Source organism: Streptomyces sp. ERV7, assembly GCF_001653515.1.
Lineage (GTDB): Bacteria > Actinomycetota > Actinomycetes > Streptomycetales > Streptomycetaceae > Streptomyces.
The window spans coordinates 456,204-478,005 of record NZ_LYOY01000040.1 but is presented as its reverse complement, the minus strand read 5'-3'; the positions used below and the strand labels follow the sequence as shown (position 1 = coordinate 478,005).

20 protein-coding genes are annotated in these 21,802 nt (G+C 70.7%); 14 read left to right on the top strand and 6 right to left on the bottom strand.

All coding sequences use genetic code 11. The annotated features are described in order from the left end of the window. Positions 1–90: 90 nt before the first annotated feature. On the top strand, positions 91–1,557 hold the full coding sequence (locus tag A8W25_RS16650; protein WP_067162273.1) for an aminopeptidase P family protein: 1,467 nt from the start codon (positions 91–93) through the stop codon (positions 1,555–1,557). 149 nt (positions 1,558–1,706) lie between these two features. On the opposite strand, the gene A8W25_RS16645 is transcribed toward A8W25_RS16650, so the two are convergent. After that, the gene (locus A8W25_RS16645) at positions 1,707–2,171 is read right to left on the bottom strand and encodes an ATP-binding protein (RefSeq protein WP_067162271.1); all 465 of its coding nucleotides are present in this window, start codon (positions 2,169–2,171) and stop codon (positions 1,707–1,709) included. A 250-nt stretch (positions 2,172–2,421) separates the two neighbouring features. On the opposite strand from A8W25_RS16645, the gene A8W25_RS16640 reads away from it, so the two are divergent. The 9 genes from A8W25_RS16640 to A8W25_RS16600 all read left to right on the top strand — a co-directional run bounded on the left by A8W25_RS16640 (position 2,422) and on the right by A8W25_RS16600 (position 12,256). Next, positions 2,422–3,261: a hypothetical protein gene (locus tag A8W25_RS16640; RefSeq protein WP_067162268.1), complete on the top strand. Its 840-nt coding sequence runs from the start codon at positions 2,422–2,424 to the stop codon at positions 3,259–3,261. A 117-nt stretch (positions 3,262–3,378) separates the two neighbouring features. Next, on the top strand, positions 3,379–4,116 hold the full coding sequence (locus A8W25_RS16635) for a YcnI family protein (RefSeq protein ID WP_067162266.1): 738 nt from the start codon (positions 3,379–3,381) through the stop codon (positions 4,114–4,116). Between the two features lie 37 nt (positions 4,117–4,153). Then, positions 4,154–4,813 carry an SCO family protein gene (locus tag A8W25_RS16630; RefSeq protein WP_067162264.1) on the top strand — a complete coding sequence of 220 codons (660 nt, stop codon included), beginning with the start codon at positions 4,154–4,156 and terminating at the stop codon, positions 4,811–4,813. Further along, entirely contained in the window at positions 4,810–5,268 is a 459-nt protein-coding gene (locus A8W25_RS16625) for a copper chaperone PCu(A)C (protein ID WP_067162262.1), read from the top strand. Before A8W25_RS16630 ends, A8W25_RS16625 begins: the two co-directional genes overlap by 4 nt. Positions 5,269–5,290: 22 nt before the next feature. Continuing rightward, positions 5,291–7,219, top strand: a complete 1,929-nt coding sequence (locus tag A8W25_RS16620; RefSeq protein ID WP_067162260.1) for a copper resistance protein CopC — start codon at positions 5,291–5,293, stop codon at positions 7,217–7,219. Between the two features lie 23 nt (positions 7,220–7,242). Further along, complete coding sequence (gene efeB / locus A8W25_RS16615; protein WP_067164140.1) at positions 7,243–8,514, top strand: iron uptake transporter deferrochelatase/peroxidase subunit; 1,272 nt, start codon at positions 7,243–7,245, stop codon at positions 8,512–8,514. 50 nt (positions 8,515–8,564) lie between these two features. After that, positions 8,565–9,500, top strand: coding sequence for a prephenate dehydratase (gene pheA / locus A8W25_RS16610; protein ID WP_067162258.1), 936 nt, complete (start codon positions 8,565–8,567; stop codon positions 9,498–9,500). 648 nt (positions 9,501–10,148) lie between these two features. Next, positions 10,149–11,438 (top strand): serine--tRNA ligase, encoded by a 1,290-nt coding sequence (serS, locus tag A8W25_RS16605; RefSeq protein WP_067162256.1) that lies wholly within the window; start codon positions 10,149–10,151, stop codon positions 11,436–11,438. Continuing rightward, the gene (locus tag A8W25_RS16600) at positions 11,435–12,256 is read left to right on the top strand and encodes an HAD family hydrolase (protein ID WP_067162254.1); all 822 of its coding nucleotides are present in this window, start codon (positions 11,435–11,437) and stop codon (positions 12,254–12,256) included. Before serS ends, A8W25_RS16600 begins: the two co-directional genes overlap by 4 nt. A gap of 143 nt (positions 12,257–12,399) precedes the next feature. Here A8W25_RS16600 and A8W25_RS16595 read toward each other — a convergent pair whose 3' ends face one another. The 5 genes from A8W25_RS16595 to A8W25_RS16575 form a co-directional block, all read right to left on the bottom strand. Further along, entirely contained in the window at positions 12,400–13,074 is a 675-nt protein-coding gene (locus tag A8W25_RS16595) for a rhomboid-like protein (protein ID WP_067162253.1), read from the bottom strand. A gap of 91 nt (positions 13,075–13,165) precedes the next feature. Next, positions 13,166–13,885: an ABC transporter permease gene (locus A8W25_RS16590; protein WP_067162251.1), complete on the bottom strand. Its 720-nt coding sequence runs from the start codon at positions 13,883–13,885 to the stop codon at positions 13,166–13,168. A gap of 17 nt (positions 13,886–13,902) precedes the next feature. Continuing rightward, positions 13,903–14,814, bottom strand: coding sequence for an ABC transporter ATP-binding protein (locus A8W25_RS16585; protein ID WP_067162249.1), 912 nt, complete (start codon positions 14,812–14,814; stop codon positions 13,903–13,905). Further along, positions 14,811–15,728 (bottom strand): ABC transporter permease, encoded by a 918-nt coding sequence (locus A8W25_RS16580; RefSeq protein WP_067162248.1) that lies wholly within the window; start codon positions 15,726–15,728, stop codon positions 14,811–14,813. Before A8W25_RS16580 ends, A8W25_RS16585 begins: the two co-directional genes overlap by 4 nt. After that, positions 15,718–16,743 carry an ABC transporter ATP-binding protein gene (locus A8W25_RS16575; RefSeq protein ID WP_067164139.1) on the bottom strand — a complete coding sequence of 342 codons (1,026 nt, stop codon included), beginning with the start codon at positions 16,741–16,743 and terminating at the stop codon, positions 15,718–15,720. The genes A8W25_RS16580 and A8W25_RS16575 overlap by 11 nt, the downstream gene beginning before the upstream one ends. Positions 16,744–17,012: 269 nt before the next feature. Between A8W25_RS16575 and A8W25_RS16570 the strand changes: the two genes are divergently transcribed. The 4 genes from A8W25_RS16570 to A8W25_RS16555 all read left to right on the top strand — a co-directional run bounded on the left by A8W25_RS16570 (position 17,013) and on the right by A8W25_RS16555 (position 21,779). Further along, positions 17,013–17,861 (top strand): M24 family metallopeptidase, encoded by an 849-nt coding sequence (locus A8W25_RS16570; protein WP_067162246.1) that lies wholly within the window; start codon positions 17,013–17,015, stop codon positions 17,859–17,861. A 26-nt stretch (positions 17,862–17,887) separates the two neighbouring features. After that, positions 17,888–19,642, top strand: a complete 1,755-nt coding sequence (locus tag A8W25_RS16565; protein WP_067164137.1) for an SDR family oxidoreductase — start codon at positions 17,888–17,890, stop codon at positions 19,640–19,642. Continuing rightward, positions 19,639–20,568: a metal-dependent hydrolase gene (locus A8W25_RS16560; RefSeq protein WP_079126131.1), complete on the top strand. Its 930-nt coding sequence runs from the start codon at positions 19,639–19,641 to the stop codon at positions 20,566–20,568. Before A8W25_RS16565 ends, A8W25_RS16560 begins: the two co-directional genes overlap by 4 nt. Positions 20,569–20,846: 278 nt before the next feature. Further along, complete coding sequence (locus tag A8W25_RS16555) at positions 20,847–21,779, top strand: MerR family transcriptional regulator (protein ID WP_067162244.1); 933 nt, start codon at positions 20,847–20,849, stop codon at positions 21,777–21,779. Positions 21,780–21,802 lie beyond the last annotated feature (23 nt).

The window sequence follows — 21,802 nt, the reverse complement described above, 5'->3', positions numbered from 1 at the left end:
GCGCTGTAACAGGCCCTACGGCCCTGGACCCTTTTCCACCCGCCCGTACGATGGACGGAGGTCCAATGTCGTACTAAGTGGAGGCAGACCGTGGCCGAGCAGCTCACCCCGGAGACCCCGGAAGAGTCGGAAGAGCAGCCGATCAAGCAGCGCAAGAACGGCCTGTACCCGGGCGTGTCCGACGAGCTGGCCGAGAACATGAAGTCCGGCTGGGCCGACACCGAGCTGCACGGACTGGAGCCCGTCGCCCAGGCCGCGTACACCGCCGACCGCCGCGCCGCGCTCTCCCGCCGCTTCCCCGGTGAGCGCCTGGTGATCCCCGCGGGCAACCTGAAGACCCGCTCGAACGACACCGAGTACAGCTTCCGCGCCTCCACCGAGTACGCGTACCTCACCGGCGACCAGACCCAGGACGGCGTGCTGGTCCTGGAGCCCAAGGGCGAGGGCCACCGGGCGACCGTCTACCTGCTGCCGCGCTCCGACCGGGAGAACGGCGAGTTCTGGCTGGACGGCCAGGGCGAGCTGTGGGTCGGCCGCCGCCACTCCCTGACCGAGGCCGAGCAGCTCCTCGGGATCCCGGCCAAGGACGTCCGTGAGCTGGCCGCCGCGCTCAAGGAGGCCAGCGGCCCGGTCCGCCAGGTGCGCGGCCATGACGCCGGGATCGAGGCGGCGCTCACCGACAAGGTCACCGCCGAGCGCGACGAGGAACTGCGCGAGTACCTGTCGGAGGCGCGCCTGGTGAAGGACGCCTTCGAGGTCTCCGAGCTGCGCAAGGCCTGCGACGCCACCGCGCGCGGCTTCGAGGACGTCGTCAAGGTGCTCGACAAGGCCGAGGCGACCAGCGAGCGCTACATCGAGGGAACGTTCTTCCTGCGCGCCCGCGTCGAGGGCAACGACATCGGCTACGGCTCCATCTGCGCGGCCGGCCCGCACGCCACCACCCTGCACTGGGTGCGCAACGACGGCGCCGTGCGCCCGGGCGAGCTGCTCCTGCTCGACGCCGGTGTCGAGACCGACGAGCTGTACACCGCGGACATCACGCGCACCCTGCCGATCAACGGCACCTTCTCGCCGCTCCAGCGGAAGATCTACGACGCGGTGTACGAGGCCCAGGAGGCCGGTATCGCCGCGGTCCGGCCGGGCGCCCCCTACCGCGCCTTCCACGACGCCGCCCAGCGCGTCCTCGCCGAGAAGCTCGTCGAGTGGGGCCTGTGCGGCGACCTGGACGTGGAGAAGGTCCTGGAGCTCGGCCTCCAGCGCCGCTGGACCCTGCACGGCACCGGCCACATGCTCGGCATGGACGTCCACGACTGCGCGGCCGCGCGCACCGAGACGTACGTCGCGGGCGACCTGGAGCCGGGCATGTGCCTGACCGTCGAGCCGGGTCTCTACTTCCAGGCCGACGACCTGACCGTGCCCGAGGAGTACCGGGGCATCGGCGTCCGGATCGAGGACGACATCCTGGTGACCGAGGACGGCCACGAGAACCTGTCGGCCTCGCTGCCGCGCCGGGCCGACGAGGTCGAGGCGTGGATGGCGCGCGTCAAGCAGGGCTGACGCCCGGAGCGCCCCTACGTACGTAGTACGCGCGAGTGCGTCGCTACGTATACGTGAGTGCCGTGACGAAGCCGGCCGCTCCCCTTATGCGGGGCGGCCGGCTTCGTCGTCGGCGTGGCGCCGTCCCGGACGGCCGGTGCACGGCACCTTCACGAGACGTTGAGCAGGGCGCCTTCCCGCCATTTCAGGATCTTGTCGAAGCTCACCACGGCGCCTCTGCCCGGCCGGTTGCCGAAGTGGACGTGGTCGGCGAGCTGTTCGATCAGGCAGAGTCCTCTGCCGTGTTCCGCCATGGCGGAACCCAGTGTGCTGTTCATCCGTGCTGCGGTGCGACGGCCTCGTCGTACGGGAAAGCCCGGCCCCGAGTCGGCGACCTCGATACGGCATTTCTCGCCATCCAGATACGCGGTCACCCGGTACGCCGCCGAGGTGCCGGAACCTTCGTCCCCACCGTGCTCGACCGCGTTCGCACAGGCTTCGCCGAGTGCGACCGACAGGTCGTAGGAGATGTCCGGATCGACGCCCGCGGTCTCCATGGTGCCGAGCAGTAGACGACGTGCGAGCGGAACGCTCGCGGCCTCGCGCCGCAAATGGAGTGACCACCAGATGCTCATGCTCCGGCCTCCTGGCTGCGGCTCGACATACCCCTACGTATTGCCGCAACCCTTGGTTCGTAAGCACGGACTTGACGTGATAGCGCTCATTCGGCGGATGTGTGCGCTCCCCGTACCGGTGTATGGACACGGCGCTCGGGCACCCGTCCGTTTCCGGACACCCGGGTACGGATGTGATCATCACAGGAATACGGCACCTTGTGGACCTGCCGTATGGGGCGGCCAAGGCTGGTGCGATGATGACCCCGCCATGTCTGCCCGACACACCCGACACACCGACGCAGGCGCCGGTCTCCGGCTGCTGAGGGCCGCGGTCTTCGCCGCGGTCTGTGTCGTGCTGTCCGCGCTCGGGCACGTGCTGGCCGCCTGTGCGACGGTCCCGTGGTGGACGCTGCTCGCCGGGTTCCTCGGGGTCTTCGCGGCCGCCGCGCCGCTCGCCGGACGGGAGCGCGCGCTGCCGTCCATCGCGGGCGCCCTCGCCGCCGGACAGCTCGGCCTGCACACGCTGTTCGGCATCGGCCAGCACACCGCCGCCGCCTCCGGCAACGGGGCGACCGGCGACACCTCACTGCTGCGGCTGGCCGCCAAGCTGGTCTGCGGCCCGGCCGCGTCGGCCCAGCTGACGGCCTCGGACGCGCGACGGATCGTCACCGAGGCGGGCCTGCGCCCGCCTTCGGGCGCCGCCTCCCCCGCACACGGCCCCATGACCGGAATGCCCGGAATGGCAGGTTCGGCCTCGACGCACAGCGCCCTGGCCGGACTGCTCCCGTCGCTCCCCATGCTCCTCGGCCATCTGCTGGCCGCGCTGCTGACCGGCTGGCTGCTGCGGCGCGGCGAGGCCGCGCTCTTCCGTCTGGTGCGGCTCTCCGCCCAGACCGCCACCTCCGCCGCCGAAGGGGCGTGCGCCCGCTCGCTGCGCGCCGCCGTCGCCTTCGTACGGGCTCTGCTGGCCGGGCTGCCGGGGGCGCCCGGGAACGGTCCGAGCCTTCCGCCGGCCCGGCTCGCCACCCCCCTGCCGTCGGCCGGGGAGGCACTTCAGCACTCGGTGATCAGGCGCGGGCCGCCTTCGGCGTACGCCCTCGCAGCCTGACGCGGCCCACTCCGTACGACCAGACGACACCCGTCCCAGGAGTGGTCCGTGGAGTCCGCGCGCATCCGCGCTCCGGACGTCACCCCCTGTCTTCCTGCTGACTGGAGTGTCTCCACCATGAACGTTTCCCGCCGTGTCGCCGTCGTCGGTGCCGTCGCCGCCTCGTCCGTCCTGATGCTGGCCGGCCCGGCCCTCGCGCACGTCAGCGTCCAGCCCGAGGGCGCGGCCGCGAAGGGCGGCTACGCGGTCGTCAACTTCAAGGTGCCCAACGAGCGCGACGACGCCCAGACCGTGAAGCTGGAAGTCAACTTCCCGGCCGACCACCCGCTGGCGTCCGTGCAGCCCCAGGCGCTGCCCGGCTGGACCGTCGAGGTCACCAAGTCGAAGCTCGACAAGCCGCTGACCGTGCACGGCAAGCAGATCAACGAGGCCGTCACCAAGGTGACCTGGAGCGGCGGCAAGATCGAGTCGGGCTACTTCCAGAAGTTCCCGCTCTCCATCGGCGCGCTGCCCACCGACACCGACAAGCTGGTCTTCAAGGCCGTCCAGACGTACAGCAACGGTGAGACCGTCCGCTGGATCGAGGAGCAGAAGCAGGGCGCCGAGGAGCCGGCGAACCCGGCGCCGGTGCTCACGCTGTCCGCCGCCTCCGCCGACCACCACGGTGGTGCCGCCGCGCCCGCGTCCGACGACAAGAAGGACGACATGGCCGGGCACGACGGCAAGAAGACCGAGGCCTCCTCGGACTCCAAGGACAGTGACAACACCGCCCGTGTCCTGGGCGTCGTGGGCATCGTCATCGGCGTCCTCGGGGTGGCCTTCGGCGCCTTCGCCGTGCGCCGCCGGGCCGCGTAATCCCGCCAGGTCCTCCCCCCAACCGGAAACTTTCCCCATGCGCACCAAGTACGTGCCCGCAGCCATCGCGTTCGCGGTGGCTGCGGCGCTCACCCTGACCGCGTGCGGTGGCAGCGACGACGACAAGGCCACGAGCCCCGTCACCGATGTCTCCGCCGACACCAGCAACAAGGCCGGCACCGTGCTCGACCGGCCGTTCACCAAGCCGGACTTCGTCCTGACCGACACCCAGGGCAAGAAGTTCGACCTCCGTGAGCGGACCAAGGGCAAGCCGACCCTCATCTACTTCGGCTACACCCACTGCCCCGATGTGTGCCCGCTGACGATGGGCAACATCGCGATCGCCAAGAAGCAGCTGCCCAAGGCCGACCAGGACAAGCTCCAGGTCGTCTTCGTGACCACCGACCCCGACCGGGACACCCCCGAGTCGCTCGGCAAGTGGCTCAAGGCGCTGGACCCGTCGTTCATCGGTCTGACCGGTGACTTCCCGACCATCCAGGCCGGGGCCCGCTCGATCGGCATCGGTATCGACCCGGCGACGAAGGACAAGAACGGGAAGGTCGTGTCCATGCACGGCGCCCAGGTCATCGCCTTCTCGCCGAAGACCGACCAGGGGTACGTCCTGTACGGCGACACCGCCACCGCAGAGGACTACACGAAGGACCTGCCGAAGATCATTCTTGGAGAGAACCCGTGAACCGCCGCACCACCCTCGCCTCCGCCATAGCCCTGACCGCCGGGCTGGCGCTGGCGGGCTGCTCGTCCGACAGCTCCGACGGCAAGCCCGACCTGAAGATCGGCCAGGCGTTCATGCCGGAGCCCATGAGCACGGACATGGCCGGTGGCTTCCTGGTCGTGAAGAACGGCGGCAAGACCGCGGACAAGCTGACCAAGGTCACCAGTGACCTCTCGGACGACGTCACCATGCACGCGACCAAGGACCAGAAGATGCGGGAGGTGAAGACCTTCGACGTCCCGGCCGGCGGCGAGCTCGACCTCGAACGCGGTGGCAACCACATCATGTTCATGGGGCTGAAGAAGAAGCCGAAGCCGGGCGAGAAGGTCTCCGTCGAGCTGCACTTCGAGAAGGTCGGCACGGTCAAGGTCGAACTGCCGGTCAAGGAATCCACCTACAACCCGAAGCACCACTGAGGGACGAGGGACTGAACAGACGATGACGGCCACCGCCCCACGCTTCGGAACCGCCCTGGCCCGGCTGCTGCTCGTCGCGGCCGCCCTGCTCGGCGTGGTGTTCGCGACCGCGGCCCCCGCCTCGGCGCACGCCGCGGTCACCGCGACCAACCCGAAGGACGGGGCGGTGGTCGCCTCCGCGCCCGAGGACGTCGACATCACGTTCTCCGAGCAGGTCGCCATGGACAACAAGTCCATCCGGGTCCTCGACCCGAACGGCAAGCGCGCCGACACCGGCGAACTGCTCAACCTGTGCAGCGGCTCCATCGTGAAGTACGGAGTGAGTCTGCGCGACGGGCTGCCCAAGGGCACCTACACCGTGGCCTGGCAGGCCGTCTCCGCCGACAGCCACCCGGTCGCGGGCGCCTTCACGTTCTCCATCGGCGCCCCCTCCAAGACCAGCGTCTCGCTGTCCGCCCCGGACGTCGGCGGCGGTCTGGTCGGCGCGCTGTACGACACCATGCGCTACGCCGCGTACGCCGGCTTCATCCTCTTCACCGGCGGCGGCGCCTTCATCCTGGCCTGCTGGCAGCGGGGCGCCTCGGTGCGCCCGGTGCAGCGGCTCGTCGTCGGCGGCTGGCTGACGATGACCGCGGCCACCATCGCGCTGCTGCTGCTGCGCACCCCCTACACCGGCTCCGGGGAGCTCGCGGACGCCTTCGACCTCGACGGGCTCAAGGCGGTCCTGCAGACCAAGTCGGGTGCGGCGCTCAGCTCCCGGCTGCTGCTGCTCAGCGCCGCCGCGCTGTTCATCTCCGTACTGTTCGGCGCGTACGCCAAGCGCGAGGACGAGGAGAAGAAGGACCTCACCTTCGGGCTCGCCGTCGGCGGCTTCGTGGTGACCGCGGGCATCGCCGCCACCTGGGCGCTCGCCGAGCACGCCTCCACCGGTATCCAGACGGCCCTCGCCATGCCCGTCGCGGTGGTGCACCTGCTGTCCATGGCGACCTGGCTGGGCGGGCTCGCGACCCTGCTGGTGGCGCTGCATCTGACGCCCGCGGTGGAGCGGACGGCGGTGCGGAGGTTCTCCCGGATCGCCTTCTGGAGCGTGGCGGTCCTGGTCTCCACCGGCCTCTACCAGGCCTGGCGCCAGGTCGGCTCCTGGTCCGCGCTGACCGGGACCGGCTATGGGCAGCTGCTGCTCGTCAAGGGCGGGCTGATCGCCGTGCTGCTGTCCGCCGCGTACATCTCGCGCCGCTGGACCGGGCAGCTCTCCGAGCACGCGGCCCCCGAGGCCGAGGCTGCCACGGTCGTCGAGCAGAGGGCGGCCGAGCCGGAGCTCAGCGAGGAGCCGGAGCCGGTGACCGTGCCGGACGACGCCAAGAACCCGGCCGACCGCAAGCGCGCCCAGCAGCTGGCCCGCCAGCAGACGGCCATCACGGTCGCGCGCGAGAAGCGCATCCGCGACGCCGACCCGCAGCGCTCGGGCCTGCGGCGCTCGGTGCTCGCCGAGGCCGGGGTCGCGGTGGCGGTGCTCGCCGTGGCGACGATCCTGTCGTCGACCGAGCCGGGGCGTACGCAGGAGGCGGCGGCCGCCGCCCAGTCGACCACCCAGGTGGCCGTGCCGGACCGGCCGATCAGCATCCGCATCCCCTTCGACACCGGCGGCAAGAACGGCAAGGGCACGGTCCGCCTCACCCTGGACCCGGGCCGCACCGGCGCCAACGAGATGCATGTGTGGACGGACGACACCGAGGCCAAGCCGATGGACGCGGCCGAGCTGAAGGTCGCCTTCACCCTCACCGCCAAGGCGATCGGCCCGCTTCCCGTGGAGCCCGAGCGCATCACTCGGGGACACTGGAGCGCGAGCGGTGTGCAGCTCCCGATGCCGGGCGAGTGGCAGGTGTCCGTGACCGTGCGGACCTCCGACATCGACCAGGTCACCGTCGACAAGAACATCAAGATCGGCTGAGTACGGACCAGATGACCTACCACATGACGGACCAGATCAACGAGAGCAGGGGCACCGACGGCGCGCCCGCGGAGCTGACTCGCCGACGCCTGCTCGGCACGGTGGGCGCGGCGGGCGCGGCAGGTGTCGCGCTGGGCGCGACAGGCGGGGCACTGGTCCACGCCGCCGTCGAGTCGGACGGATCGGGAGCCCCCGAGCTGTCCTCGGTCGGCATGGCCGAGGTCGCGTTTCACGTGAAACACCAAGCGGGGATCGCCACTCCGGTTCAGGCGTGCGGCCATCTGATCGCCTTCGACCTCGCCCCCGGCGCCGGGCGCAAGGAGGCGGCGGCGCTGCTGCGGCGCTGGTCGGCGACGGCGAAGGCGCTGATGGCGGGCGAGCCGACGGGCATGGACACCGGGATCGCGCTGGACGCGGGCCCCTCCTCGCTCACGGTCACGTTCGGCTTCGGCCGCACCTTCTTCGACCGTACGGGCCTGGTGGCGCAGCGCCCGGTCGAGCTGGACCCGCTGCCGGACTTCTCCTCGGACCGGCTGGACGCCAAGCGCTCCAACGGCGATCTGTGGGTGCAGATCGGCGCGGACGACGCCCTGGTCGCCTTCCACGCGCTGCGCGCGCTCCAGAAGGACGCGGGCGCGGCGGCCCGGGTGCGCTGGCAGATGAACGGCTTCAACCGGACGCCCGGCGCCACGAAGAAGCCGATGACGGCCCGCAATCTGATGGGCCAGATCGACGGCACCGGCAATCCGAAGCCCTCCGAACCCGACTTCGAGAAGCGGATCTTCGTCCCGGACAGCGGGAAGCCGGCGTGGATGGCGAACGGCTCGTACGCGGTGGTGCGCCGGATCAGGATGCTCCTGGACGACTGGGAGAAGGTGCCGCTCGCCCAGCAGGAGCAGGTGATCGGCCGCAGGAAGGCGAACGGCGCCCCTCTTTCGGGGGGTACCGAGACCACCGAGATGCAGCTCGACAAGTTCGGCCCCGACGGCAAGATCGTCATCCCGGACGACGCGCACGCCCGGATCTCCGCACCCGAGCAGAACGGCGGCGCGGCGATGCTGCGGCGCGCCTTCTCGTACCACGACGGGATCTCGGCGGACGGTGTGCCGGACGCGGGCCTGCTGTTCGTCGCCTGGCAGGCCGATCCGCTGCGGGGGTTCGTGCCCGTGCAGCGAAAGCTCGACCGGGGCGACGCGCTGTCGGCGTTCATCCGGCACGAGTCGAGCGGTCTGTTCGCGGTGCCCGGCGGCCCGCGCGCGGGCGAGTACGTGGGCCAGCTGCTGCTGGAGTCCTGACCCGTCGAGACGGCCCTCGCCCGTGACGGCAGGCCATTAGGGTGACGAGTATGTCCGCCACGCGATACACCTATCTGGGTCCCGAAGGCACCTTCACCGAGGCCGCCCTGCGCACGCTGCCGGAGGCGGCGACCCGTGAGCTGGTGCCGATGGTGTCCGTGCCCGCCGCGCTCGACGCGGTGCGCAACGGGGAGGCCGCGGCCGCGCTCGTGCCGATCGAGAACTCGGTGGAGGGCGGGGTCACCGCGACCCTGGACGAGCTGGCCTCCGGCGAGCCGCTGATGATCTACCGCGAGGTGCTGCTGCCGATCGCCTTCGCGCTGCTGGTGCGGCCGGGGACGAAGCTGTCGGACGTCAAGACGGTGACCGGGCACCCGGTGGCCCAGCCGCAGGTGCGCAACTGGCTGCGCGCGCATCTGCCCGAGGCGCTGTGGGAGTCGGCCGCGTCCAACGCGGACGGCGCCCGGCTGGTCCAGGAGGGCCGGTTCGACGCGGCGTTCGCGGGCGAGTTCGCGGCGGCGACGTACGGCCTGGAGCCGCTGGTCACCGAGATCCACGACGCGGAGAACGCGGAGACCCGGTTCGTCCTGGTGGGCCGCCCGGCCCGGCCCGCGGCGCCGACCGGGGCGGACAAGACATCCGTGGTGATCTGGCTGGGCGACGACCACCCGGGCGCGCTGCTCGAACTGCTCCAGGAGTTCGCCGTACGCGGGGTCAACCTGATGCTCATCCAGTCCCGGCCGACCGGCGCGGGCATCGGCAACTACTGCTTCGCGGTGGACGCCGAGGGCCATATCTCGGACCGGCGGGTGGGCGAGGCGCTGATGGGGCTGAAGCGGATCTGCCCCAAGGTGCGCTTCCTCGGTTCGTACCCGCGTGCGGGCGTGACGGTCGACGAGGTGCGGACGGTACGGCCGGGGACCTCGGACGCCGAGTTCGTGGCGGCGGCGGAGTGGCTGGCGCGCAGCCAGGACGGCCGGGCCTGAACGCCCCCGTGGCCTGAGCCGGGCGCTGCCGCTGTGGAGCGGGCCCGGGGTGAGCCGCGCCCTGAGATGGGCCGCGCCCGCGAGTGAGCGCGGCCGTGCGCCTTTTCCACCAGTCCTACCTGCTGATTTTCACTGTCCACAAAGTTATCCACAGGCGCTCTTCTCGACCTGTGGGTAAGTCGACAACGCAACCGGACACAGTCGACAAATCCCTCTAGTGATGACTCATCCATCCACAGAAGATCAGGGCGGGCGATGTCACCCCAATTCCATTGATCAACTCTTTAGGGCGAGTAATTCCCACCCGAATGAGTGTGTGGAAGAGGATCCAGCGGGGAATCCTTGGCCGCGCACACGGCTTTGGAGCGGGTCCTCCCCCTGGTCCACAGCGACTCCCCACACCCTGTGGATAACTTTTCCGGCCTGTGCGCTTCTGTGGACAAGTCCCTTGGGACGCAAGGGAGTCCGGTCAACCGAAGTCCGGAAAGCACCCCTTTTCAGGGAAAAGGGCAGGCTTTATTGACGGCCGTCCCGGAATTCCTCCACCACATTTCTCAATACGGTCAATTCGGGCAAACCGACACGCGGAACAGGCGTGGCGGGGATATCCGGTGGGGTCCCAGGGATCCGCACCGGTAGCCTGGAGGGGTGATTGACCTTCGCCTGCTCCGTGAGGACCCCGACCGTGTTCGCGCCTCCCAGCGCGCCCGTGGAGAGGACGTCGCGCTCGTCGACGCCCTGCTCTCAGCCGACGAGCGGCGCAGGTCGTCCGGCGTCCGCTTCGACGAGCTGCGCTCCGAGCAGAAGGCGCTCGGCAAGCTCATCCCCAAGGCCTCGCCCGAGGAGCGCGCCGAGCTCCTGCAGAAGGCCGAGCAGCTCAAGACCGACGTCAAGAGCGCCGAGGCCGAGCAGAACGAGGCGGACGAGGCGGCCAAGCAGCTCCTGCTCCAGCTCGGCAACATCGTCCACGGGGACGTGCCGGTCGGCGGCGAGGAGGACTTCGTCGTCCTGGAGACGCACGGCACCGTCCGCGACTTCGCGGCCGAGGGCTTCGAGCCCAAGGACCACCTGGAGCTCGGCGAGGCGCTGGGCGCCATCGACGTCGAGCGCGGCGCCAAGGTCTCCGGCTCGCGCTTCTACTACCTGACGGGTGTCGGCGCGCTCCTGGAGCTCGCCCTCGTCAACGCGGCGATCGCGCAGGCCACCGAGGCCGGCTTCATCCCGATGCTCACCCCGGCGCTGGTCCGCCCGCGCGCCATGGAGGGCACCGGCTTCCTCGGCCAGGCCGCGGAGAACGTGTACCACCTGGAGAAGGACGACTACTACCTGGTCGGCACCTCCGAGGTCCCGCTCGCCGCGTACCACATGGACGAGATCATCGACGCGGAGAAGCTGCCGCTGCGCTACGCGGGCTTCTCGCCGTGCTTCCGCCGCGAGGCGGGTACGTACGGCAAGGACACCCGGGGCATCTTCCGTGTCCACCAGTTCGACAAGGTCGAGATGTTCTCGTACGTCCACCCGGACGACGCCGAGAGCGAGCACAAGCGGCTCCTGGACTGGGAGAAGCAGTGGCTGACCGGCCTTGAGCTGCCCTTCCAGGTGATCGACGTGGCCACCGGCGACCTCGGCGCCTCGGCCTCGCGCAAGTACGACTGCGAGGCGTGGATCCCCACCCAGGGCAAGTACCGCGAGCTGACCTCGGCCTCCAACTGCGACAGCTTCCAGGCCCGCCGCCTGTCCGTACGGATGCGCGACACCAGCGAGGGCAAGAGCAAGGTCCAGCCGCTGGCGACGCTGAACGGCACGCTCTGCGCGGTGCCGCGCACCATCGTCGCGATCCTGGAGAACCACCAGCAGGCCGACGGCTCGGTGCGGGTCCCGGCCGTGCTCCGCCCGTACCTGGGCGGCCGCGAGGTGCTGGAGCCCCTCGCCAAGTGAGCACCGCCCCGGGGAACCCGTTCCCGTACAAGCTGATCGCGACCGATCTGGACGGGACGCTGCTGCGCTCCGACGAGACCGTCTCGGAGCGCACCCGTGAAGCGCTCGCCGCGGCCACCGCGGCGGGCGCGGCCCACATCGTGGTGACCGGCCGCGCGGTGCCCTGGACCCGGCACATCCTGGACGACCTGGGGTACCGGGGTCTGGCGGTGTGCGGCCAGGGCGCGCAGGTCTACCACGCGGGCGAGCACCGGCTGCTGACGTCGGTGACGCTCGACCGCCAGCTGGCGGGGCTCGCACTGTCGAAGATAGAGGCCGAGGTCGGCCCGCTGGCGCTGGCCGCGAGCCGGGACGGGCTCGACGGCGAGGTGCTGGTCGGCCCCGGCTACCGGGTCCAGGAGGGCTCGCTGCCGGTCGTCGCCTTCGACCAGGTCGCCGAGCTGTGGTCGGCGCCGCTGAACAAGGTCTACATACAGCACCCGGAGCTCGGTGACGACGAGCTGGCGCGGATCGCGCGCCAGGTCGTCGGCAGCCTGGTCGACGTGGTGATGGCGGGCGAGGGCGTGGTGGAGCTGCTTCCGCTGGGCCTGAGCAAGGCGACGGGTCTGTCGCTGGCCGCGCGCCGGCTCGGCTGCCGCTCGACGGACACGATCGCGTTCGGCGACATGCCCAACGACATCCCGATGTTCGGCTGGGCCGAGCACGGTGTGGCCATGGCCAACGCCCACGACGAGCTGAAGGCCGTCGCCCATGAGATCACGGCGTCCAACGAGGACGACGGGATCGCGGTGGTGCTGGAGCAGTTGCTGGGCACGTGAGCGCTTTACGTACGCGCGTGCTTCCGGCACCCGTACGGGCAGTAAGTAAGGGGCGTCCGCCATAGGTGGACGCCCCTTACCGATCCCCGTACCCCAAGGCGACCCGCGCCGTAGCGCGCTCGAAGCGGTCTGCCCTGGGGCCCTCAACCACTGTGCACCGCACGCCCGTTCGAAGCCACTGATTTACCCCTGGTCAGCGGCCAGCAAGCCAGCCCGATCGCCAGCGAGACCCCGTGGCCGATGTCCGTGAACGTGCCCCCGGTCAGCAGCGGGATCCCGAAGAAGGCGACCACGCACGCGAGGTAGAGCCATCGCCAGGGCCTCGGCAGCCGGTAGACCAGCAGCCCCGCCGAGGCGGCCAGCCCGTAGCTGACCCCGATGTCCACGACATGCGCCATCCGCTTGGGCACCTCGTGGTTGCGGATGCTCCACAGCACCACTTCCTGGCTGATCAGCGTGGCCGAGACATGTGCGAGGGCGACCGCCACCAGCCAGCGCACGGTCCCGATCCAGCGCTCCACGGGCGCGTGGACGAGCTCGAAGAGGACCAGGTAGAGCAGGAACGAGGACGGGTTCTCGATCCAGAAGGCGCTGGTGAACAGCGACTGGGCGGGGTGCTTGGTGAGCTCGTGGATGTTGCTGCTGTTGCGGTGCAGCAGATAGTGCTCCAGCCCCTGGCTGGACAGTTCGATGACGATGCTGGTGATCGCGATGACCAGCAGCCAGATGTGCGTCCCGGGCGAGGAACGCACCCAGGCCCGCACCGGCCGGGCCGGCTCGGGCGCCCGTCGTGTGCCCGGGCCGTGGAGGGTCGTCATCCTTCGATGATGACCCGGGCGGGGCCACAAGGCCGCCGCCCGGGTCGCGGGCGGGTGACGCCTCCGCCCGAGGCCTCGTCCGCCCCGGGGGTCACTCCTCCCCGGCCAGCTTCAGCGTGCGCAGCTTCTGGCCCGCGTACCAGGTCGCCAGGACCGTGACCGCGGTCAGCAGGACGACCGCGGCGGGCAGCCCGACGTCCGAGGTGATGAAGCCGTTGGTGCCGATCCGCTCGGCGAGGGCGAGCGACCACTGCTGGACGCTCAGCGTGCGCGCGCCCGGGACCAGGTTGCCGAACAGGCTCTCCCAGACCAGCGCGTAGACCAGGCCGAAGACCACCGCGTGCCGGGTGACCGTGCCCAGGAGCAGGAAGACCGCCGCGTACGCGATCGACGCGACCAGGGCCGCGACCGTGTAGGCGATCGCGATCTGCTGGCCGTTGCCGTTGAGGATCATTCCGGCGATGAACGTGGGGACGGCCGAGAAGGCCATGGTCACCGCGATCGCCACGATCAGCTTGGTGAGGATGATCGTCGGGCGTTTCACCGGCTTGGCCAGCAGATAGACGATCGAGCCGTCGTCGATCTCGGGTCCGATGGCTCCGGTGCCCGCGATGACGCCGATCAGCGGGACCATCGTGGCGAGCGCGAACCCACCCAGGAGGTTGGCCGCGACCTGGTCGTCCGCGCCGCTGAAGGACCGTACCGCCGCCGCGATGACGATCAGCAGCACCGGCAGCACGCAGAGGATGGCGGCCCGGCGGCGGCCGAGCAGGGCCCGGTAGGTGAGCCGGGCGACTGTGGGGTTGTACATGACGCTCACAGCTCCTTTCAGGCCGCTACGAGGTAGGAGAAGACGGATTCGAGCGACTCGTCGGACGGCGAGACCGTCAGCAGACGGATCCCGTGCGCCTTCGCGACCTGCGGGAGCAGGGTCGTGAACCGCCCGAAGTCGACCGCCTGGATGCGCAGCGCGCCCTCCTTGAGGTCCACCTCGATCCCGGCCGTCGAGGGGTCGGCGATCAGCGCGGCGGCGAGCGCGCGGTCGTCGCTTGAGCGGATCAGATAGCGGTGCGGCCGGTCGGTCATCAGCCGGCGGATCTTGCGGAAGTCACCGCTCGCCGCGTGCCGCCCGGCCACGATCACCTCGATGTGCGCGGCGAGCTGCTCGACCTCCTCAAGGATGTGCGAGGAGAACAGGACGGTGCGGCCCTCGGCGCCCATCCGCCGCAGCAGATCCATCAGCTGCATGCGCTGGCGCGGGTCCATGCCGTTGAACGGCTCGTCGAGCAGCAGCACCGAGGGGGCGTGGACCAGCGCGGACGCCATCTTCACGCGCTGGCGCATGCCCTTGCTGTACGTCTGGATCTTGCGGTCCTGCGCGTACTCCATCTCGACCGTGGCGAGGGCCCGCTGGGCCTCCTTCGCCCCGAGCCCGTGCAGCTCGGCGTTGGCGACGACGAACTCGCGGCCGGTCAGGAAGTCGTACATCGCCTCGCGCTCGGGGACGATGCCGATCTGCCGGTAGACGTCCTCGTTGCGCCAGATGGGGCGCCCGTCGAGCGTCACGCTTCCGGTCGAGGGGGCGAGGAAGCCGCCCATCATGTTGATGAGCGTGGACTTCCCGGCGCCGTTGGGGCCGAGCAGTCCGGTCACGCCGGGGCCGATCGACATGGTGACGTCGTTGACGGCCACCACGTTGCCGAACCAGCGCGAGGTGTGGTCGATGTCGATGGTGGTCACAGCCCGACCTTCCGGTAGCGGCGCATCAGGACGGCGTACGAGCCGGCGATCAGCGCGAGGACGACGAGCAGATACACCGCACCCGCGCCGGCACCGGGTCCCTCGGCGCCCGGGAACGCCGAGGTCGCGCCGAGGAAGGCGGTCTGCACCCCGTCGATGAGCGTGATGGGGGAGAAGAGCCCGAGCCACTGGATGACCCCGGTGGACTGCTGGTCGAAGGCGACGCCCTGGACCGCGGAGACCGCCCCGTAGGAGATGGTCAGGACGGCGATGACGGCCGCGACGCCGAAGCCGCGACGCGGGGTGAGCGCCGAGACCACCAGGCCGATGCCGGCGAACAGGAGCGAGAGCAGAGCCACGGAGACCAGTCCCTGTGCGAACCCCATGGTCTGGTCCGCGAAGTCGAGTTTGGCGAGCAGCGCGCCCACGTAGAGCACGACGAGCGGCGCCGCCGTGAGGATGAACAGCGCCGAGGCCATCGCCGCGAACTTGGCGAGCACGTAGTCCACACGCTCGATGGGCCGTGAGAAGTACAGCGGCACGGTACGGAAGCGCAGGTCGCGCGAGACGGTCTGGGGGGCCTGCGCGGCGATGAACAGGCCGATCACGGCCTGCATCAGGATCGCGTTGCGCGTGTAGTCCACCGGCAGGTCGTTGGCCTTGGTGGCGACGGCGACCGCGACCATGATGGCCGCGGGCAGGCACATCACCGCGAAGAGCAGCATCGGCAGCACCTTGGACTTGGCGCTGCGGCCCAGTCCGTACGCCCCGCGCAGCGACTGCGAGAAGAGCGAGCGCCGTGCGTACGCCCGGCCAAGGCGCGGGCCGTCGTAGTCCCGGTAGCCGATGTTGTGGATCTGGGTCTGGGCGATCTGGTTCGGTGTCATCCGCGTCCCTGCGGCCTCAGCTGCCATGGCTGCCGCCTCCGTTCTGCTGTGTGGCGGCGGCGGTCGCTGCCCAGGCGGCGGCGCGCTCGGAGACCGGCTCCGCAGCCTGCGCCGGGGTCTTGAAGACCTCCGCGATGTGGTGGCGGCGCTGCTCCATCCGTACGAGCCCGAGGCCGAGCCCGGCGACGATGTCGCGCACCACGTCGTACGTCTGCTCACCCGCCGCCTCCACGAGCAGGATGTGCCCGGCGCCCGGCAGGCCTTCCTCCACGCCCGCGTGGAGCGTGATGCCGGCCGCGAGGAGCGCGCCGCGCACGGCCTCGGTGCCGTCCGGGTGCGCGTCGGAGTCGGTGACCTCGACCGCGAGGGTGGTGGTGGTCTGGGTGAAGTCGCTGGTGGAGCTGGACCGCAGCAGCGTGCCGCCGTCGATGACCACCACGTGGTCACAGGTGCGCTCCAACTCGCCGAGGAGGTGCGAGGTGACCAGGACGGAGATGCCGAAGTCGGTGTGGATGCGGCGGATCAGGCCGAGCATCTCGTCGCGGCCGACCGGGTCGAGCCCGTTGGTCGGCTCGTCGAGCAGAACCAGCTGGGGGTCGTGCACGAGCGCCTGGGCGAGCTTGACGCGCTGCTTCATCCCCGTGGAGTAGCCGCCGATCGGGCGGTACCGCTCCTCGTAGAGGCCGACGTGGCGCAGGGTGTCGGCGGTGCGCTCGCGGGCGGCGGTGACCGGCAGGCCCGACATGCGCGCCATGTGCACGACGAACTCGGTGGCCGAGACGTCGGGCGGCAGGCAGTCGTGCTCCGGCATGTAGCCGACGCGCTCACGGATCGCGCCGCCGCTGGTGGCGACGTCGAGGCCGAGCACCGCGGCGGTGCCCTCCGTGGCCGGGGAGAGGCCGAGGAGGATCTTGATCAACGTCGACTTGCCGGCTCCGTTGGCACCCACCAGGCCGGTCACACCGGGCCCGATGTCCAAGGAGAGCCGGTCAAGCGCGGTCACCCGGGGGAACCGCTTGCTCAGGCTTTCGGTCGCGATCACATTCACACTTCGAAGGTAGTGGCGCAGGCCACACCAATCGTCAGACCAGGCGGTTGGATCCGTGTCCGACTCCAGAGGTACGGCCCCCTAGGTGCCCCCTACGGAAGGCTGACGGGACCCTGAGAAACGCCCACCGACGGGGGATCGGGTTGTCCACAACGCCCTCGTCGTCCACAGGTGGGCCCGGAACCCTTGACGTAGCCGCCGGGCATTGTCACATTCATCAGTGTCAAGTTACGCACGCGTACGGCGACAGGGGTGTGGGCGCGATGCCAACGGCGGTCAAGACGGAACTCGACGCGCGGCTCAGCGGGTTCAGGGAAGTGCAGCGGCTCGCCTATGAGTGCGCGGAGGCCGTCGCGGGCCAGCTCAAGCCGGGCGTGACGGAGCGCGAGGCGGCCCGGATGCAGCGGGAGTGGCTGCGCGAGCGCGGTGTGCGGGACTGGTTCCATCTGCCGTTCGCCTGGTTCGGGGACCGCACGGCGTTCGTGAACTTCCGCGTCCCGCTCCAGTTCTTCCCCACCAACCGGAGGCTGGAGGCGGGGATGCCGTTCATCCTCGACATGGCCCCGGTCTACAAGGGCTTCACGGCCGACATCGGCTACTCGGGATGCCTGGGCCTCAACCCCGTGCACGACCGGCTCCTCGCCGATCTCGAAGCACACCGCGAGCTCCTCCTGCGCGAGGTCCGCGAGCGGCGGCCGCTGCGCGAGATCTACGAGGACGTGGACCGGCTCATGGTCCGCCAGGGCTACGCCAACCGGCACCGCGCCTACCCGTTCGGCGTGATCGCCCACAAGATCGACCAGGTCAAGGAGCGCCGCTGGTCGCCGAACGTGTTCGGGTTCGGCACCCAGGCCCTCAAGGGCCTGGCGAGCGACGCGCTGCACGGCCACCGCGACGGCTGGTCGCCACTGTGGAGCCCCTACAAGTTCTCCGACCACCCGCCCCGTCCGGGGCTCTGGGCGGTCGAGCCGCACCTCGGATTCCGGGGTACGGGCGCGAAGTTCGAGGAGATCCTGGTCGTCACCGACTCCAAGGACCCCGAGCAGAGCGCGTTCTGGCTGGACGACGATCTGCCGCATGTGCGGCGCTGGGCCGAGGAGAAGGCGGCGTGAGCGTGGGAGACCGGGCGGGCAACGGCATGGAGGGCGCGCGCGAGCGCTGGGTGCGCACGGGAGGGATCGAGCTGTGCGTCGCCGAACTCGGCGACCCGGAGCAGCCGACCGTGGTGCTCGTGCACGGCTATCCGGACAGCAAGGAGGTCTGGTCGGAGGTCGCCGTCCGGCTGGCCGAGCGCTTCCACGTCGTGCTCTACGACGTACGGGGCCACGGCCGCTCGACCGCCCCGGCCCCGCTGCGCGGCGGCTTCACCCTGGAGAAGCTGACCGACGACTTCCTGGCGGTCGCCGACGCGGTGAGCCCGGACCGGCCGGTGCACCTGGTCGGCCACGACTGGGGGTCCGTCCAGGCCTGGGAGTTCGTGACCGTCAAACGCACCGAGGGCCGGATCGCCTCCTTCACCTCGATGTCCGGCCCCTCCCTCGACCACTTCGGACACTGGATCAAGAACCGGATGACCCGTCCGACCCCTCGCCGGGTCGGCCAGCTGCTCGGCCAGGGCGCCAAGTCCTGGTACGTGTACATGCTGCACACCCCGGTCCTGCCCGAGCTCGCCTGGCGCGGCCCGCTCGGCAAGCAGTGGCCGAGGATCCTCGAACGGCTGGAGAAGGTCCCCTCCGGCGACTACCCCACGGCCTCCCTGCCTCAGGACGCGGCACACGGCGCCTGGCTCTACCGGGACAACGTCCGGGCCCGGCTGCGCCGCCCCCGCGCCGACGCGTACGCGCATGTGCCGGTGCAGCTGATCACGCCGACCGGCGACGCGTTCCTCTCCGAGCGGCTCTACGACGACCTGGAGCTGTGGGCGCCCCAGCTGGTCCGCCGCACCCTGCCCGCCAAGCACTGGGTCCCGCGCACCCGCCCCGACCGCCTGGCCGCCTGGATCACCGAGTTCGTCACCGCCAACGAGGACGGCGTCCCGGCCAAGGACGCCGTGGCCACCGGCCCGTACGCGGACCGCTTCGGCGGGCAGCTGGTCCTGGTCACCGGCGCGGCCAGCGGCATCGGCCGGGCGACCGCCTTCGCGTTCGCGGAGGCCGGGGCACGGATCGTCGCGGTGGACCGGGACGCGGAGGGGGCGGCCCGGACCGCCGACATGTCCCGGCTCATCGGCGCCCCCGAGGCCTGGGCCGAGACGGTCGACGTCAGCGACGAGCAGGCGATGGAGAAGCTCGCCGAGAAGGTCGCCGCCGAGTACGGCATCGTGGACGTCCTGGTGAACAACGCCGGTATCGGCCTCTCCGGCTCGTTCTTCGACACCACCACCGAGGACTGGAAGAAGGTCCTCGACGTGAATCTGTGGGGCGTCATCCACGGCTGCCGGATCTTCGGCAAGCAGATGGCCGACCGCGGTCAGGGCGGCCACATCGTCAACACCGCCTCGGCCGCCGCCTACCAGCCCTCCAAGGCGCTGCCCGCCTACTCCACCACCAAGGCGGCGGTGCTGATGCTCAGCGAGTGCCTGCGCGCCGAACTGGCCGGACAGGGCATCGGCGTCAGCGCCATCTGCCCGGGCTTCGTCAACACCAACATCACCTCCACCGCCCGCTTCGCCGGGGTCGACGAGACCGAGGAGAAGCGCCGCCAGAAGAAGTCCGCCCGGCTGTACGGCCTGCGCAACTACCCGCCGGAGAAGGTCGCCACGGCGATCCTGCGCGCGGTGGTGAAGAACCAGGCCGTGGTGCCGGTGACACCCGAGGCCCGCGGCGCCCACCTCATGTCCCGCTTCATGCCCCGCACCCTGCGCGCGATCGCCCGATTGGAGCCACCGCTGTGAGCACGGAGCGCCTGGAGGGCGCGGGTCCGGAGCACTACCGGATCACCCCGCGGCGGGTCTCGTTCGACTGGCACGAGACCCCCCTGCACTGGATACCGGACGAGCCCACCGCCACCCATGTCATCAACGTCCTCCATCTGCTCCTTCCGGCGGGCGAACGGTGGTTCGTGAAGGTCTTCAAGGAAGCCCTTCCGCTGGTCACCGACCCGGTCCTGCTCAAGGACGTCAAGGGCTTCATGGGCCAGGAGGCCACCCACAGCGTCCAGCACGCCCATGTACTCGACCACCTCGCCGAGCAGCGCCTGGACACCGCCGCCTACACCCGCCATGTCGACTTCCTCTTCGACAAACTCCTCGGTGAGCGACCCCCGTTCGGCGCGCCGATACCGACCCAGGAGTGGCTGCGCTTCCGGCTCTCGCTGATCGCCGCGATCGAGCAGTTCACCGCGGTCCTGGGGGACTGGGTACTGCACGCCGAGGCCCTCGACCGGGCCGGCTCGGACCCGATCATGCTCGACCTGCTGCGCTGGCACGGCGCCGAGGAGGTCGAACACCGCGCCGTCGCCTTCGACATGTACCAGCACTGCGGCGGCGAGGGCCTGCCCCGCTACGCCCGCCGGGTGGAGGGCATGGTCGTGGTCGCCCCGGTGCTGCTCTGGCTGTGGGGGTGGGGTGCCTCCTATCTGATCCGCCACGACCCCCGGCTCGCCGGCCGGCTGCGCTACTCGCTGCGCGAGCACAACCGGGCCGTACGGCGCGGGCTGCTGCCCAGCTGGAAGGAGCTCGGCTCGGCCATACCCCGCTACTTCCGGCGGTCGTACCATCCCTCGCAGGAGGGCTCCCTGCGCAAGGCCGTCGAATATCTCGCGACCTCGCCGGCGGCCCGTGCGGCAGCGGGTGCGGTGGGCCGCGCCGCCCTGGGGTAGAGGGAGACGGTTTGTCCGGGCAGCCAGCAACACAGTCATCGGCGGCGCCGGGTGCGTCGGCGGCGCCGGCCCACGCCCCGGTGCCGGCCGCCGTGCCGACCCAGCCATCGGCCCGACCATCGGCTCAGCCGACAGCCCAGGCGGCACTTCAGCCGCCGGTCCAGCCATCGGCTCACGCACCGACTCAGTCACCGCCTCAGCCGCCTGGTCAGCCGCCGGGTCAGTCACTGGCTCAACAGGCAGTCCAGCAGGCCGTCCAGCCTGCGCTCCAGCAAGCGGTGTCACATTCCCTCCCCTCCTCCTGCGAGTACCGCATCGAGGACCTGGCGCATGCGAGCGGTGCCACGGTCCGGACGATCCGCGCCTACCAGGACAGGGGTCTGCTGCCCAGGCCCGAGCGGCGCGGCCGGTCCAATGTGTACGGCGAGACCCATCTGGCCCGGCTGCGCCAGATCGCCGATCTGCTCGACCGCGGTTACACCCTGGCCTCCATCAAGGAGCTCCTGGAGGCCTGGGACGCGGGCCGCGGCCTCGGCGGTGTCCTCGGCCTGGTCGCCGAGGTCAACGGACCCTGGACCGACGAGGAGGCCGCCCGGATCTCCCGGGACGATCTCGACGCCACCTTCGGCGGTGAGCCCGACGACGAGGCCGTCGCCGACGCGGTCGAGCTGGGCATCCTGGAACGCATCCCGGGCAACGACCGCGAGTTCCTGGTCCCCAGCCCGCAGGAGCTGGCCGTCGCCGCCGAGCTGTACGCGGCCGGGGTTCCCCTGGACGCGATCTCCGGGCATCTGCGTGAGCTGCGCGGCCAGGTGGAGCACATCGCGGCCCGCTTCCTCGACTTCACCACGGAGCACGTCTTCGCCCGCTATCTGGGCCACCGCCCGCCCACCGACGCGGAGGCCGCCGAGGCCGCCGGTCTGGTGCGCCGGCTGCGTCCGCTGGCCCAGCAGACCGTGGACGCCGAACTTGCCAGGGCCATGCGCCTGTTCGCCACCCGGCACCTCCAGCGCCATCTCGGCGCCACGGCCCCGGCCGCCCCGGCCGATCCCGACCCCGGGCCGGTCGCCCTGCCCGCGCACACGGTCCGGGCCGTACAGGCCCTGGTCGGCCCGGAGAACGTCGCCGCGTTCATCTCCGCCGCAGCCGAACGCGAGGTCCAGTCCCGTACGTTGGACGCTCTCTCGGCCCGCCGGTTGTCCACAGAATAGCCACAAACCCTGTGGATAACCGC